Source organism: Pseudoflavonifractor sp. HCP28S3_F10 (assembly GCF_052065415.1).
Classification (GTDB): Bacteria; Bacillota; Clostridia; order Oscillospirales; family Oscillospiraceae; genus Pseudoflavonifractor_A.
Map to the genome: position 1 here is coordinate 1 of NZ_JBQHUB010000034.1, position 13,799 is coordinate 13,799.

The following is a 13,799-nucleotide window of genomic DNA, read 5'->3' on the forward strand; positions in this document are numbered from 1 at the left end:
GCCGCAGCAGCCGGACACACACACCCCCCCCCCCAACCCAACCCCCCCCTAGCACAACACCCCCCCCCCCCCCCCCCCCCCCCCCCCCCCCCCCCCCCCCCCCCCCCCCCCCCCCCCCCCCCCCCCCGCGGTCGGCTGACAGGTTTATTCCTCCCCGTCCCAAAGGTCAAAGATGACGCGTGCGGTAAAGAGGTCGGCGTCGGTGGTCACCTGGAAAGAACCTCCGCAGGCCCGGGTAAAGCTGTCCGCAATGGCAAGGCCCAGGCCGCTGCCGCCGTCGGTGCGGCTCTCGTCCCCCCGGACGAAGCGGGCGGTGAAGTCCACCCCCCGGGGCAGCTCATCCCGGGAGATGTTCTGGATACGGGCCGTGGCCTTTCCCTCCCCGCATGTCAGGGATACATAGACCCGGGAACCCTCCAGGGCGTATTTCAGGGTGTTCTGGATCAGGTTCTGGAACACCCGGTACAGCCGGTCCCCGTCGGCCCGGATGAATACCGCCTCCCCGGGCAGCTCCACCCGGAAGCACAGCCCGCTCTCCTCGATGGGCTCGGACTGGTCGGCCAGGGTCTGCCGCAGCAGCTTGGCCAGATCCAGGCGCTCCCACTTGATATTCAGCTCCCCGGAGGCGGCCTTGCTCACCTCAAAGACCTCCTGCACCATGTTTCCCAGCCGCTGGGCCTTTTCATTCAGGATGGTCACATAGTCCCGGGCGGCGGGAGGCAGCTCCTCCCTGGAGAGCAGGTCGGCATAGCTGAGGATGGAGGTCAGCGGCGTTTTGAGGTCGTGAGAGACGTTGGCGATGAGCTCCACCTTCATCCGCTCGCTGCGGGTCCGGTCCTCCACCGCCCGCTGGACGCCCGATTGGATGTCCCGCAGAGCCTCCGACATCTCCCACAGGTCCCGGTCCTGAACAATGCGCTCCCCAGTCCAGCTCTCTCCGTCCCGGATGGCCTCCGCCTGACCGGAGAGCGTTCCGATATCCTCGGCCAGCGCCCGCTGATCCCGCCAGAACAGGAACAGGAAGGCTCCTGCCCCGAGAAATACCGCGCCGGCCACCAGGAACAGGAGCAGGGGCCGCCTCCCGCCATACCAGATCAATCCGAAGGACAAAACGCACAGCGTCAGGAAGCCTGCCGCCGCCAGCAGCAGGCAGAGCCCCAGAACAAAGACCGCCAGGCTGCGCCGGACCAGCCGCTTCTGCACCGGGAGCTTCAGCTCCGCCGCCCGCAGGTTCCGGTATACCCAGCCGCAGAAGCTGCCCCTCCGCAGACGGCCCCAGTTCCGGATCAGGTCGTTGCAATAGACCGCCAGGAGCCACAGGCCCAGCAGCACCATAAGCAGATGCCACCTGGTTCTCCAGCCGCTTATCAGCCGGATCGTACCCATAGCCATACTGTACAGCAGGCCCAACAGCAGCATCAGCTTGATTTCCAGCCATACGTGGCCTGTGAACCGCCCAACGGCTGCCCAAGCCATGCTCAGCCACCGCCGCCACAGAACGCTCCACAGCACCAGCAGAGCGCCCAGGGCAAGGAGAACGGCAAACACGCAGGTTATGGTTCTCAGGTCCTTCAGATAGTCGGCCACATAGTACATCCCGGAGTACATCCCGTAGTCCACCGGTTCTTCTGCCGCCGCCAGCCACACCGTCACATCGGTCCATTCCTTCTCATTCCACGCCGTAAGACCCAGGAACGTCCCCGTATCCCGATTGGCGTAGCCGGGCAGGTTCCACTGGTCCCGCTCTCCCCGGTAAATGCCGTTTCCGTAGACATCCGTCTCCTCGCCGTCTCTCCAGATGTGCACCAGGCCGTTCCGGTAGAGCAGGTAGAAGTTATAGCCCGTCAGCTTCCTGTCAGACAGCTCCCCCTCACCGCTGCGAAGATTGCCGGCCAGTACCCTGCCGCCCTTGCAGACCTCATAGCGGACATTCATGTCCTGCACCAGTTCCTGCCCTTCCCGGCCCGGCCCTGACACGACCACATCCATCAGGCTGCGCAGATACCAGGAGATCTGATTGCGGAAGCTTTCGCTCTCCTGATAGCTGTCCCGAAAGGCGTCCGTCATATCTCCGGGTCCGTAGCTCAGCATATAATATCCGACCAGGCCGCTTGCGATGACCGTCAGGTTGAGCCCCAGGAAGAGGGCCAGAAGGCTGACAATGCACTTAGCGTTTTTCCATTTTGTATCCAATGCCCCACACCACCTTTAAGTATTCCGGTTCTTTTGGGTTGAGCTCGATCTTCTCGCGTATGTGCCGGATGTGGACCATCACTGTGTTCTCGACGGCGTATGCCGCCTCGTCCTCCCAGACCCGGCGGTAGATCTCCTCCGCCGGGAATACCCGGCCCAGATTGCGCATGAACAGATCCACGATCCTGGTCTCGGTGGCGGTGAGGCGCACCGGCTCCCCGTCGGCCAGCAGCTGCAGCTCCTCCGGGCGGTAGCACAGGCGGCCCGAGCGGATCTCGCTCCCCCGGCCCTCGGCGTTCATGTCGCCCAGACTGGTATACCGCCGCAGCTGGCTACGCACCCGGGCCGCCAGCTCCTGGGGGTGGTAGGGCTTGGTCACATAATCATCCGCCCCCATGGAGAGACCCAGGATCTTGTCGCTGTCCTCGCTCTTGGCAGAGAGCACGATGATAGGCACGTTGCGCCGCTCCCGGATCTTCATCAGGGCCGAAAGCCCATCCAGCCGGGGCATCATCACATCCAGGATAATGAGCTGGACCGGACGCTCCGCCGCCAGCTCCAGGGCTTCCAGGCCGTTATAGGCCTTCAGGACCTGATAGCCCTCCTTCTCCAGCAGGATGGCAATGGCGTTGACGATCTCACGGTCGTCATCCACCACCAGCACACATGCGCGCATGGGATCGACCTCCTTTTCTGCTTCCCAGTGTACCGTCTGATCCTTATAAGACGGCGGGGTAAATTCTTAGGAAATTCTTAACGTTCCGCCCGATGGTTTTTTCCATCATATCATCCGTACAGGCAAAAAACAATCTCCGCCTCCACAGCAAAAAAACGGGGCTGCCGCACCTGCGGCAGCCCCGCTCCGGGGTCTCTCTTTGTGATCTTCAGTCGGCAAACAGCGGCGTGGAGAGATAGCGGTCGCCAGTATCGGGCAGGAGGGCCACGATGGTCTTTCCCTTGTTCTCCGGCCGTTTGGCAAGCTGGATGGCCGCCCATACGGCGGCGCCGGAGGAGATGCCTACCAGCACGCCCTCCCGCTTGCCCACCAGCTTTCCGGCGGCAAAGGCATCATCGTTCTCCACGGCGATGACCTCATCGTAGACGGCGGTGTTCAGCACATCGGGAACGAAGCCGGCGCCGATGCCCTGGATCTTGTGAGCGCCCGCGGTGCCCTTGCTGAGGACAGGAGAGGAGGCGGGCTCTACAGCCACCACCTTCACGCCGGGGTTCTGGCTCTTCAGATACTCACCCACACCGGTGACGGTGCCGCCGGTGCCTACGCCTGCCACGAAGATATCCACCTTGCCGTCGGTATCCCACCAGATCTCCGGGCCGGTGGTAGTCCGGTGGACGGCAGGGTTGGCGGGATTTACAAACTGTCCGGGGATAAAGCTGTTTGGGATCTCCTGCGCCAGCTCGTCGGCCTTGGCAATGGCGCCCTTCATGCCCTTGGCCCCCTCGGTAAGGACCAGCTCAGCGCCGTAGGCTTTCATGATCTGACGGCGCTCCACGCTCATGGTCTCGGGCATGACGATGATGATGCGGTAGCCCCGGGCGGCGGCCACGCTGGCCAGGCCAATGCCGGTATTGCCGGAGGTGGGCTCGATGATGACGGAACCGGGCTTCAGCAGGCCCTTTTCCTCCGCATCGTCGATCATGGCCTTGGCGATACGGTCCTTGACGGAGCCGGCGGGATTGAAGTATTCCAGCTTGCCCAGGATCCTGGCCTCCAGGCCCTCCTCCTTCTCAATGTGGACCAGCTCCAGCAGAGGGGTCTTTCCGATCAGCTGGTCGGCGGATGTATAGATGTTGCTCATGATCAATTCCTCCTAAAATGTCGTTGTTGTGATCGCAGGGACTGTGGAACGATTTCAACAACGGCAACATCGGAACTGCGTCCTGTCTCTCTTCATATAATACCAACCTTTCAAGTAGGTTAATGTGGATTATAAACCAACACACCTCCATTGTCAATAGGATACGGCAAAAATTTTCCGTTGATTTCCTATTAACCATGTTGTATAATAGGTTTATTAGATCCTGAATGGTTGGATGGGGTGATAGGATTTGCTGATCTCAACAAAGGGCCGCTATGCGCTGCGGGTTATGATCGACCTGGCAGAGCATCAGACTGATGGGTTCATTCCCCTCAAGGTCATCGCGGAACGGCAGGATATCTCGGAAAAATATCTGGAGAGCATCATCAAGCTGCTGGTAAAGGCCAGGCTTTTGACCGGCCTTCGGGGCAAGGGCGGCGGATACCGGCTGACCATGGCGCCCGAACAGTATACGGTGGGGGATATCCTGCGTCTGACGGAAGAGTCTCTTGCCCCGGTATCCTGTATTGAACGGGGCGTGGATTCCTGCCCCCGGGCCGCTGAGTGCCGCACCCTCTCCATGTGGCAGGGCCTGGCCGGCGTCATCAACGAGTATCTGGACAATATTACCATCGCTGATCTGATGCAGCCGGGCGCCGCAGGCGATTATTATGTGATATGACCGTAAACGGTGGGACGGAGCAATGCTCCGTCCCACCGTTCTTTATTCTGCCGCCGCCTGTCCTGTTCCAAACAGATCATGGCTCATGGCAGCGCCTATTCTTCGATCCCCTGGATCTCCAGCCAGTCCACCGCCTCCTGCCCCCGGGCGGTCAGAGCCATACTGCCCCTGAGAAGTCCCGGCTCATAGCCCTTATAATCGAAATTGGACAGGGGCATATCATAATCCAGCCGAATCAGCCGCTTTTGGCTCAACGCGGCGATGACGGCGCCCAGCGCCCCGATGGAAGAAAGCCCTTCTTCCAGACAGACCGGCGTCTCGGAACCGGGCTGCCGCGCCACCGGGAGAAACGGGACCTGAGCGAAGCGGCGCAGCAGCTCGATCTCCCCCTGTGTCAGTTCCAGCGCCCCACCGCAGCCGCTGCAGATGCCGCAATTGCCGCCGCAGCACCCCTGTCCGCAGCCCGTCATGGTATCATTGTTCAACTGCTCACCTCCATTCAGCCATTCTCCGGCAGTACGTCACAGATCGTACCGCCGCCCACCACCACATCGCCGTCGTACAGCACCACCGCCTGCCCAACGGTCACGGCCCGCTGGGGCCGGTCGAATGTCAGGCGCACCCGGCCGTCCCCCTCCGGCGCGGCCACGGCCCACTGCTCCGCTTGGTGATACCGGGTCCTGGCCTTGACGCGCACGGGGCCCTCCAGTGCCGGGATGGAAATCCAATTCATATCCTCCGCAAGCAGCACCCGGGTATACAGAGTCTCCTCCGGCCCCACGGTAATAGTATTGGCCGCCATATCCTTGCCGCAGACATATACCCGCTCGCCCATGGCCAGCCCCAGGCCCTTCCGCTGTCCCAGGGTATAGCCCACGGCGCCCCGGTGCCGGCCCACAGTCCGGCCCTCCCGGTCCAGGAAGTCGCCTGCCGGGTAGCGCTTTCCCGTATACCGCTCCATAAATCCCACATAGTCGCCGTCCGGAACGAAGCAGATATCCTGACTGTCCCGCTTGCGGGCATTGCACAGCCCCAGGCGCTCCGCAATCTCCCGTGTCTCCGCCTTGGTCCTGTCCCCCATGGGAAACCGGATGCGGGAGAGCTGTTCCTGCGTCAGCATATACAGGACGTAGCTCTGGTCCTTGCCGGCGTCCAGCGCCTTTTTCAGCAGATACCGCCCGGCGCCGGGGTCATATTCAATGCGGGCATAATGGCCCGTCACTACATAGTCCAGTCCCCTCTCGTCCGCGTACCGGAGCAGACGGTCGAACTTCATATAGCGGTTGCAGTCGATGCAAGGGTTGGGCGTGCCTCCCGCCTCATAAGTCCGGATGAATTTACCGATGATCTGTTCCCTGAAATCCGCGGTGAAGTCCAGTACCTCGTATGGGATATCCAGCTGGAAGGCCACTTCACTGGCGTCATCGATATCACGCTGGGAGCAGCAGGTGTGGAACCGGCTCAGGCCGATATCCTCGTTCCGGTAGAGCCGCATGGTGATCCCTTCGCAGCGGCAGCCCTGCCGGAGCATGAGCCACGCCGCTACCGAGCTGTCCACGCCGCCGCTCATGGCGATCAGTGCGCTCTTCTCCCTATTCTCCCACATCTTCGATCAACACCTTCATTTTACCGCCGCAGACCATGCCCTCTTCCGCCGCCACATCGTTGCTCATATCCACCGTCACACAGCGCCGCTGTCCGGTGCCGATCAGGCGGTAGGCATCTTTCAGCACGGCGTTTTCGCTGCACCCTCCGCCGATGGTGCCCACCGTCCGGAAGTTTTGGCCCACCGCCATCATGGCCCCCGGCTTTACCGGCGTGGACCCGCTGGCGGCATAGACAGTCAGCAGCGCCTTGGGGGCCGGGTCCCGGGCCAGGAATTCCAGCAGGGGCAGATCGATATCCTGGGTGGTGAGGGTCGTCTCCCTGGAGCGGCGGGGCGTATCCTTTCTGCGGCACTCTATCAGCTCCGCTGCGATGGACACGGCGATCTCCCGGACCGTCAGCGCATTGATGGCCACCCCGATGGGGGCGTGGACCTGGTCCAGCAAAGTCCGGGAAAAGCCCTCCTCCTCCAGGAGCCGAAACAACCCGGCCACCCGTCGCCTGGATCCGATCATCCCCAGGTAGTAGGGAAACGTGCCGGACAGCAGGATGCGCAGGCAGTCCGCATCGTAGCGGTGCCCCCGGGTGATAACGGCCATATAATCCGTTTCACGGACCTTCAGCACCTCCAGGGCATGGGGGAAGGAATCGCAGAGCACCTCCCTGGCCTCCGGAAAGCGGGTGCGGTTGGCGAAGGAGGGGCGGTCGTCCACCACCGTCACTGCAAATCCCAGGTCGGCGCCGTACCGGCACAGCGGCTGGGCGATATGGCCGCCGCCCAGCAGGATCAGGCGCTCCTCCGGGCAAAAGCGGCGGACATACGCGGTCCCCTCCGCTTCAAAGGTCAGGGACGCCGGCGTTCCCGCCAGGGCCGCCTGATAGATGGCTTCAAACCGCTCGGACATGGCAGTTTTCTCCTTTCCGGCACGCAATTGCCTGTTCCGGCACGTCCGGAGCCTCCAGAACATCGGCGATAAACTGCGCAATATCGGTGATCAGCCCGGTGCGGACGCCCAGAAGGCCGTGTCCCGCGGGATAGGTCACAAACCGCCGCACCGCACGGCTCTCATGGCTCAGCAGCCGCTCCCAGAGGGGCGCGAACATCAGCTCCGCCGGAGCACAGTCGTCCATGGCTCCCGCCGCGCACAGCAGATTCTGATCCTTCAGCGCATCGAAGGCGTTTTCATAACAGAACATCTCCATATGTGCCATGATGTCCTGAAACAGCGCGTCTATCCCTCCGCTGCGCAGAACTGCACCCTGTTCCAAGAGCCGGCGGAGCCGCTGGGGCTCACCGTCCCGGACATACCTGGTGGGATCAAAGGGCGTCATCAGAACGAGCCCCCGCAGCCAGGGCAGTTCACGGGCAGCGCTGAGCACCGTGTTGCCCCCCATGCTGTGACCAATGAAGAACACGGCGCCCGGATCGGTGCGATATTTCCCGCAAAACGCCTCGCTCCGGACATAATCGGCCACCGCCAGCGCATCCTCCACACAGCTGGAGATCCGATACTCGCCCTGGCTGCCCCACGCGCCCCGATGATGGGGAGTCAGTACCACGCAGCCTGCACGGCACAGGGCATGGGCAATATCGTCATTCCGGGCAGAACCGGGAAAGCCATGGAACAGGACCACACAGGGCCGGGGACCACAAACCCCTCCGTCCGGCCACATCACCTGGCCGTACAGATGACAGCCCCCGCTGATAATATCCAGAAGCTCGTAATCCGCCGCCTCCATGCCGGCAGGGCAGGACCTGTCCCGAAACAGATACTGAAGCTGGAGCTGTGACATCGGACCGCCTCCATCATTTTAATATATTTTCCTACTATGTAAATATGTTTATCAGTATAGCAACCATTTGCTCCTGCGTCAATGGGTAATCTATCCGAAAATACGCCCCGCTTTAGTCTCTCTGCCCGGCAGACCACCCGACGATCTCTCCACTACATAAAAAAGAGCCCATGGCAGTGTGCCATGGGCTCTTTTCGGGTCACGGGACAGGACAGAGGGGGCTGAATTACTTCAGCTCCACCTTGCCGCCGGCCTCCTCGATCTTCTTCTTCAGCTCCTCGGCCTCGTCCTTGCTGACGGCCTCCTTCAGGGTCTTGGGAGCGCCCTCGACCATAGCCTTGGCGTCAGCCAGGCCCAGGCCGGTGATCTCGCGGACGACCTTGATGACCTTGATCTTGGCGGCGGCGTCGAAGCCGGCCAGAACCACGTCGAACTCGGTCTTCTCCTCAGCAGCGGGAGCGGCAGCGCCGCCAGCGGCGGGAGCGGCCATAGCGGCGGCGGAAACGCCGAACTCGTCCTCCAGAGCGTGCACCAGCTCGGACAGCTCCAGAACAGTCAGGCCCTTAACCTCTTCAATCAAAGCAGTGATCTTCTCGCTAGCCATGATAAGATACCTCCTAAATCATGATAAAATATAGTAGTTGTTTAGATTCCCTTCCGGGATATCATTCATGCGCCGATCGGCGCTGGGGTACGCTGATTACTCCGCAGCGGGAGCTTCCTCGGCGGCGGGGGCCTCGACGAAGCCGCCCTTCTCCTCGGCGATGGCCTTCAGGACGATGGCCAGGCTGGTGATAGGGGCCAGCATGGTACCCAGGACCTGGGCCTGCAGCACTTCCTTGGAAGGCAGCTCAGCCAGAGCGTTGATCTCGTCCAGGGACAGGACCTTGCCGTCCATGAAGCCGGCCTTGATGGTGAACTTCTCGCCGTTGAACTGCTTGGCAAACTTGGCGATGACACGCATGGGAGCGATGGGATCACCATGGCTCAGGGCCATAGAAGTGGTGCCGTTGAGAACGGAATCCATCTCCTCCAGACCCACGTTGTTGATGGCGAAGCGCACCAGGGTGTTCTTCACGACAGCGTAGTCCAGCTCGTTCTTGCGGCACTCGGCGCGCAGGGCGGTATCCTGGGCAACGGTGATACCCTTATAATCCACCAGAACACCGCTGGCAGCGGTCTTCAGCTTCTCAGTCAGCTCGGCAACAATGGCCTGCTTCTCACTCAGAACCTTAGCGTTAGGCATGTGGGATTCACCTCCATTGAAATAAAAAATGCTATTTCCATGCTCAAAGCACGAAAACAGCACAAGAAAGCAAATTCTGTTACTGCATTCTCGGTAGGGCTTACGGATGCCTACTGTCTTTGAACACGAGAAATATTATATCAGCCCGGACAGGCCATGTCAAGCATGACCTGCCCGGAATTGATATTTTTTGTCGCGCCCGCGGGGGATGGCTTCCCTTCGTCTCAGGCTCGAAACAGGCCCGCTCACGCGGTCCCTCGGTTTCTCCCCTTCGCTCCGGTCCATCCGCCCTGCTCACGACGGCTCGGCGCTTCTAATCAAATCAGCTTGGCGGCGTTGATCTTCACGCCGGGGCCCATGGTGGTGGCGGTCACGCAGCTGCGGACATACTGGCCCTTGGCAGCGGCGGGCTTGGCCTTGATGATGGCGCCCATGAGGGCGTTGAAGTTCTCGGTCAGCTTCTCGGCGCCGAAGGACACCTTGCCGATGGGGCAGTGGATGATGTTGGTCTTGTCCAGACGATACTCCACCTTACCGGCCTTGATCTCCTTGACGGCCTGCGCCACATTGGGAGTGACGGTGCCGGCCTTGGGGGAGGGCATCAGGCCCTTGGGGCCCAGGACCTTACCGAGGCGGCCCACAACGCCCATCATGTCGGGGCTGGCCACGACCACATCATAGTCAAACCAGTTCTCCTGCTGGATCTTCTGCACCAGATCCATCTCGCCGACGAAATCAGCGCCGGCCTCCTTGGCGGCCTCAGCCTTGTCGCCCTTGGCAAAGACCAGCACGCGCTGGGTCTTGCCGGTGCCATGGGGCAGGACGATGGCGCCGCGGACCTGCTGGTCGGCGTGACGGGAGTCAACGCCCAGCTTCACGTGCAGCTCGACGGTCTCGTCAAACTTGGCGGTGGCGGTCTTCACCACCAGATCCATGGCCTCGGGAGCGTCATAGAGAGTGCCCTTCTCGATCTTCTTGGCGCTCTCGGTATATTTCTTACCTCTAAACATTCCTTATACCCTCCTTCGCCTTAGTCGCCCACCACGATGCCCATGGAGCGGGCAGTGCCGGCGATCATGCTCATGGCGGACTCGATGCTGGACGCGTTCAGGTCGGGCATCTTGGTCTCCGCGATCTTGCGGACGTCCTCTTTGCTGATGGTGGCGACCTTGGTCTTGTTGGGCACGCCGGAACCAGACTCGATGTTGCAGGCCTTCTTGATGAGGACGGCGGCGGGAGGGGTCTTGGTGATGAAGGAGAAGGAGCGGTCGGCGTACACGGTGATGACCACGGGGATGATCATGCCCACGTCATTCTTGGTGCGCTCGTTGAACTCCTTGGTGAAGGCGGCGATATTCACGCCATGCTGGCCGAGGGCGGGGCCCACAGGGGGAGCGGGAGTCGCCTTGCCGGCAGGGATCTGCAGTTTGACGTAACCAGTAACTTTCTGTGCCATTTGAAACAGCACCTCCTACGAAAAATGTGGTTGAGACGGAATTTGTTCAATTCCTCCCACGTGCGGGGAACGGGCTTCTCGCCCGGATCAGTCGACCGGCTCTACCTGATCGAGCTCCAGCTCGACGGGAGTCTCACGGCCGAAGAGTTCAACGACCACGCGCACCTTGCCGTGCTCCAGGTCGATCTCATCGACCGTGCCCAGGAAGGACTCCAGCGCGCCCTCGTTGATCTTGACGCGGACGCCCACCTGATAGCCGACCACGATCTCTTTCTTCTCCATGCCCATGGAGATCACTTCCTCGTCAGTAAGAGGAATGGGCTCGGTGCCGGAGCCAACGAACCCTGTCACACCGCGGACGTTGCGCACCAGGTGCCAGGTGTCGTCCGTTTTGACCATTTTCACCATCACATAGCCGGGGTAAGCCTTGCGGTCCACCGTTTTGGGGCCATTGGGGGTGGGCTCGGTGACCGTTTCCATGGGGATATTCACCTCGTGGATCAGGTCGCGCATACCGCGGTTGTCCACCGCCTTCTCAATGGCGGCGGCCACGGCGTTCTCATAGCCGGAATAGGTATGCACAACATACCATTTCGCGTTCTCTGCCATGGTCTGACGCCCCTTAACCCTTGAACAGGCTCAGCAGCGCATTGATCACGGCGTCGGCCAGGGTATCGAAGAGCCAGATGCAGATGCCCACGACGATACAGCAGACAATGACGATGACGGTGTTGTTAATCGTCTGCTTCTTGGTGGGCCACTGGACCTTCTTCAGTTCGGCCTTCATCTCCCGGATCCACTTGCCGGCGCGCGCGAAGAAGCCGGGCTTGGACTTCTTGTCCTTCTTGGCCTTATCCGCCTTATCGGTCTTGACCGCCTTCTCGGCGCTCTGCTCGATCTTCTCGTTTTCAGGCATTCGGTACACCCTTCTTTCTTGTCAGGCTCACGCCTTCATTACTTGGTCTCGTTGTGGACCGTGTGCTTCCTGCAGAAGGGGCAATACTTGTTCAGCTCCAGACGGTCGGGAGTATTCTTCTTGTTCTTGTTGGTGTTGTAGTTCCTCTGCTTGCACTCGGAGCAACGGAGGGTGATCTTCACCCGGGAACCAGCCTTTGCCATGTGTTCGGCACCTCCTTCAATAGTTGGCCATGTTTCGGACACAAAAAATGCCAGACACGGCCTGAGCCGAATCCAGCAACGCGGGCGCAGTACGCCCCTATCGTCACGGTGCGGATCCGGCATGTCTGCCTCCCTATGTCCTCGCGGTGAGGGGAGGGTTTCATGCCCGTCACACCGTAAAAACGCGCACAAAAAAAGAGCCCTCTTCATAGGTGCTTTCAGTTTAACATTTCCAGTCTAAAATGTCAAGTACTTTTTGATTTCTTTTCCGGTATATTGACTTTCTCTCCGCCGCACCGGATAATAGCAAAGGAAAAGGAGGATGGACATGCGCATCATGGCAATCGACTACGGCGACGCCCGCACCGGCATCGCCATCTCTGACGCCACCGGCCTGCTGGCCGGCTTCACCACCGTCATCCACAGCCGGAAGAGCGACGCCGTGGCCCAGGAGATCCGGGATCTCATCGCCGCCCACGGTGTGGACGAGCTGGTGATGGGCTTTCCCCGGAACATGGACGGCACCGAGGGCCCCAGGGCCCAGCTCTACCGGGAATTTGCCCGGCAGCTGGAGGAGGTCACCGGTCTCTCCCCCACCCTGTGGGACGAGCGCCGCACCACGGTGGAAGCCCACAGCATCCTGCACGCCGGCGGCAAAAAAATGAAAGCACACAAAAAGAATGTAGACGCTGTGGCCGCCTCCCTCATTCTGGAGGGTTATCTCACCCGCCGCCGGATGGGCGGTCAGCAGCCCCCGTCTCCACCATCCATCTGAACGATCAGGAGGTATTCGCTTATGAGCAAAGCTGCCATCACACTCAATGTCATCTACACCGTGGAGCCCGGCCGGCGGGAGGACTTTCTCCGCGCCCTGGCGGAAAACGGCGTCCTGAGCCGGGTACGCCAGGAGGCGGGCTGCCTCCAGTACGAGCTCTTCTCCGCCGTGGAGTCCCCGGACCGTCTGGTCCTGGTGGAGCAGTGGGACAGCCAGGCCCACATGGAGGCCCATCTGGCCGGCCCCCATTTCAAGACCATGCAGACCATTGAGAGCGCCCATGTGACTGGGGTGGACGTGCGGAAATTCCCGGACTAACGCTCCCCCTTCCGGAAAAGCTCCCGCAGGCCGATGCAGATCAGGAACACGCCAAAGCACCGGCGCAGCAGCTCCACATCCACGGCAGTGGCCGCCCAGGCGGCCGCCGCCGTCCCCGCCAACCCGGCCGCAATGGCCGGGAGGGCGGTTTTTTTGTCGATATAGCCGTTTTTGAAATGGGCGGGCAGGGCCATGGCAGCGGCGGGCAGAAAGTACAGGAGGTTCACCCCCTGGGCCAGGTCCTGGGGCACTCCCGCAAAGGCCGTCATCCAGATGAGCAGCAGGGTCCCCCCACCCACGCCGAAGCCGGACAGGATCCCCGTCACAGCACCGGCCAGCACCGCGGTGAGCCACTCCATCAGAACAGCAGCGACTTCACGCCGCCGTAGAGGATGAACAGCGCAAAGGCCCGCCGCAGCCACACCATGTTGACGCCCTTGAACAGCTTTCCGCCCAGCCAGCCCCCCGCCAGCCCGCCGATCAGATAGGGCAGAGCCAGCATCAGATCAAGCCCGCCCCGGAACCAGTAGATCACCGACGAGAGGACGCACAGGGGCAATATCACCGCCACCGAGGTGGCAAAGGCCCGCCGCTGGTCCAGAGCGCACTTTCCGGTCAAAAGCGGCACCAGGATCATCCCGCCGCCCCCGCCGAAAAAGCCGTTGGCCAGCCCGGCGGCAGCCCCCGCTGCGGCGGGAGCCATCCATTCCCGTTTTCCCGTTCCCTTAGTCACAGAACATCCCTCCATCGGCTTTAGTCTGCCAGCGGAGGGATGTTTTTATTCCAGTATATCC

General features: G+C 61.3%; 19 protein-coding genes. 3 read left to right on the forward strand and 16 right to left on the reverse strand.

The window, feature by feature from the left end:
* Positions 1-144: 144 nt before the first annotated feature.
* The 3 genes from ACTNBZ_RS12145 to cysK form a co-directional block, all read right to left on the reverse strand.
* Positions 145-2,193: a sensor histidine kinase gene (locus ACTNBZ_RS12145; protein WP_441210227.1), complete on the reverse strand. Its 2,049-nt coding sequence runs from the start codon at positions 2,191-2,193 to the stop codon at positions 145-147.
* Positions 2,168-2,869: a response regulator transcription factor gene (locus tag ACTNBZ_RS12150; RefSeq protein ID WP_441210229.1), complete on the reverse strand. Its 702-nt coding sequence runs from the start codon at positions 2,867-2,869 to the stop codon at positions 2,168-2,170. The genes ACTNBZ_RS12145 and ACTNBZ_RS12150 overlap by 26 nt, the downstream gene beginning before the upstream one ends.
* 208 nt (positions 2,870-3,077) lie before the next feature.
* On the reverse strand, positions 3,078-4,010 hold the full coding sequence (gene cysK, locus ACTNBZ_RS12155; protein ID WP_441210231.1) for a cysteine synthase A: 933 nt from the start codon (positions 4,008-4,010) through the stop codon (positions 3,078-3,080).
* Between the two features lie 250 nt (positions 4,011-4,260).
* On the opposite strand from cysK, the gene ACTNBZ_RS12160 reads away from it, so the two are divergent.
* Positions 4,261-4,692, forward strand: a complete 432-nt coding sequence (locus ACTNBZ_RS12160) for an RrF2 family transcriptional regulator (protein WP_441210233.1) — start codon at positions 4,261-4,263, stop codon at positions 4,690-4,692.
* A 95-nt stretch (positions 4,693-4,787) separates the two neighbouring features.
* Here ACTNBZ_RS12160 and ACTNBZ_RS12165 read toward each other — a convergent pair whose 3' ends face one another.
* The 11 genes from ACTNBZ_RS12165 to rpmG form a co-directional block, all read right to left on the reverse strand.
* Positions 4,788-5,177: a hypothetical protein gene (locus tag ACTNBZ_RS12165; RefSeq protein ID WP_441210235.1), complete on the reverse strand. Its 390-nt coding sequence runs from the start codon at positions 5,175-5,177 to the stop codon at positions 4,788-4,790.
* 14 nt (positions 5,178-5,191) lie between these two features.
* Complete coding sequence (gene mnmA / locus ACTNBZ_RS12170) at positions 5,192-6,298, reverse strand: tRNA 2-thiouridine(34) synthase MnmA (RefSeq protein ID WP_441210237.1); 1,107 nt, start codon at positions 6,296-6,298, stop codon at positions 5,192-5,194.
* Positions 6,285-7,202 (reverse strand): XdhC family protein, encoded by a 918-nt coding sequence (locus ACTNBZ_RS12175; protein ID WP_441210238.1) that lies wholly within the window; start codon positions 7,200-7,202, stop codon positions 6,285-6,287. Before ACTNBZ_RS12175 ends, mnmA begins: the two co-directional genes overlap by 14 nt.
* Positions 7,186-8,091 carry an alpha/beta hydrolase family protein gene (locus tag ACTNBZ_RS12180; RefSeq protein ID WP_441210240.1) on the reverse strand — a complete coding sequence of 302 codons (906 nt, stop codon included), beginning with the start codon at positions 8,089-8,091 and terminating at the stop codon, positions 7,186-7,188. Before ACTNBZ_RS12180 ends, ACTNBZ_RS12175 begins: the two co-directional genes overlap by 17 nt.
* Before the next feature lie 226 nt (positions 8,092-8,317).
* A complete protein-coding gene (gene rplL / locus ACTNBZ_RS12185) occupies positions 8,318-8,695 on the reverse strand; it encodes a 50S ribosomal protein L7/L12 (RefSeq protein ID WP_441210242.1) in 378 nt (125 codons plus the stop codon).
* 96 nt (positions 8,696-8,791) lie between these two features.
* Positions 8,792-9,337 (reverse strand): 50S ribosomal protein L10, encoded by a 546-nt coding sequence (gene rplJ / locus ACTNBZ_RS12190; protein WP_441210244.1) that lies wholly within the window; start codon positions 9,335-9,337, stop codon positions 8,792-8,794.
* 317 nt (positions 9,338-9,654) lie between these two features.
* Positions 9,655-10,347 (reverse strand): 50S ribosomal protein L1, encoded by a 693-nt coding sequence (rplA, locus tag ACTNBZ_RS12195; protein ID WP_441210246.1) that lies wholly within the window; start codon positions 10,345-10,347, stop codon positions 9,655-9,657.
* A gap of 20 nt (positions 10,348-10,367) precedes the next feature.
* Positions 10,368-10,793: a 50S ribosomal protein L11 gene (gene rplK, locus ACTNBZ_RS12200; protein WP_441210248.1), complete on the reverse strand. Its 426-nt coding sequence runs from the start codon at positions 10,791-10,793 to the stop codon at positions 10,368-10,370.
* 87 nt (positions 10,794-10,880) lie between these two features.
* Entirely contained in the window at positions 10,881-11,402 is a 522-nt protein-coding gene (gene nusG, locus ACTNBZ_RS12205) for a transcription termination/antitermination protein NusG (RefSeq protein WP_441210250.1), read from the reverse strand.
* A gap of 13 nt (positions 11,403-11,415) precedes the next feature.
* Positions 11,416-11,709 carry a preprotein translocase subunit SecE gene (secE, locus tag ACTNBZ_RS12210; protein WP_441210252.1) on the reverse strand — a complete coding sequence of 98 codons (294 nt, stop codon included), beginning with the start codon at positions 11,707-11,709 and terminating at the stop codon, positions 11,416-11,418.
* 38 nt (positions 11,710-11,747) lie between these two features.
* Complete coding sequence (rpmG, locus tag ACTNBZ_RS12215) at positions 11,748-11,912, reverse strand: 50S ribosomal protein L33 (RefSeq protein ID WP_087262704.1); 165 nt, start codon at positions 11,910-11,912, stop codon at positions 11,748-11,750.
* Positions 11,913-12,240: 328 nt separating this feature from the next.
* On the opposite strand from rpmG, the gene ruvX reads away from it, so the two are divergent.
* Complete coding sequence (ruvX, locus tag ACTNBZ_RS12220; RefSeq protein WP_441210254.1) at positions 12,241-12,687, forward strand: Holliday junction resolvase RuvX; 447 nt, start codon at positions 12,241-12,243, stop codon at positions 12,685-12,687.
* 21 nt (positions 12,688-12,708) lie between these two features.
* A complete protein-coding gene (locus tag ACTNBZ_RS12225) occupies positions 12,709-13,005 on the forward strand; it encodes a putative quinol monooxygenase (RefSeq protein ID WP_441210256.1) in 297 nt (98 codons plus the stop codon).
* Here ACTNBZ_RS12225 and ACTNBZ_RS12230 read toward each other — a convergent pair.
* Entirely contained in the window at positions 13,002-13,364 is a 363-nt protein-coding gene (locus ACTNBZ_RS12230) for a TSUP family transporter (protein ID WP_441210258.1), read from the reverse strand. The two genes, ACTNBZ_RS12225 and ACTNBZ_RS12230, sit on opposite strands and share 4 nt — an antisense overlap.
* Positions 13,364-13,738 (reverse strand): TSUP family transporter, encoded by a 375-nt coding sequence (locus tag ACTNBZ_RS12235; RefSeq protein ID WP_441210260.1) that lies wholly within the window; start codon positions 13,736-13,738, stop codon positions 13,364-13,366. The genes ACTNBZ_RS12230 and ACTNBZ_RS12235 overlap by 1 nt, the downstream gene beginning before the upstream one ends.
* Positions 13,739-13,799 lie beyond the last annotated feature (61 nt).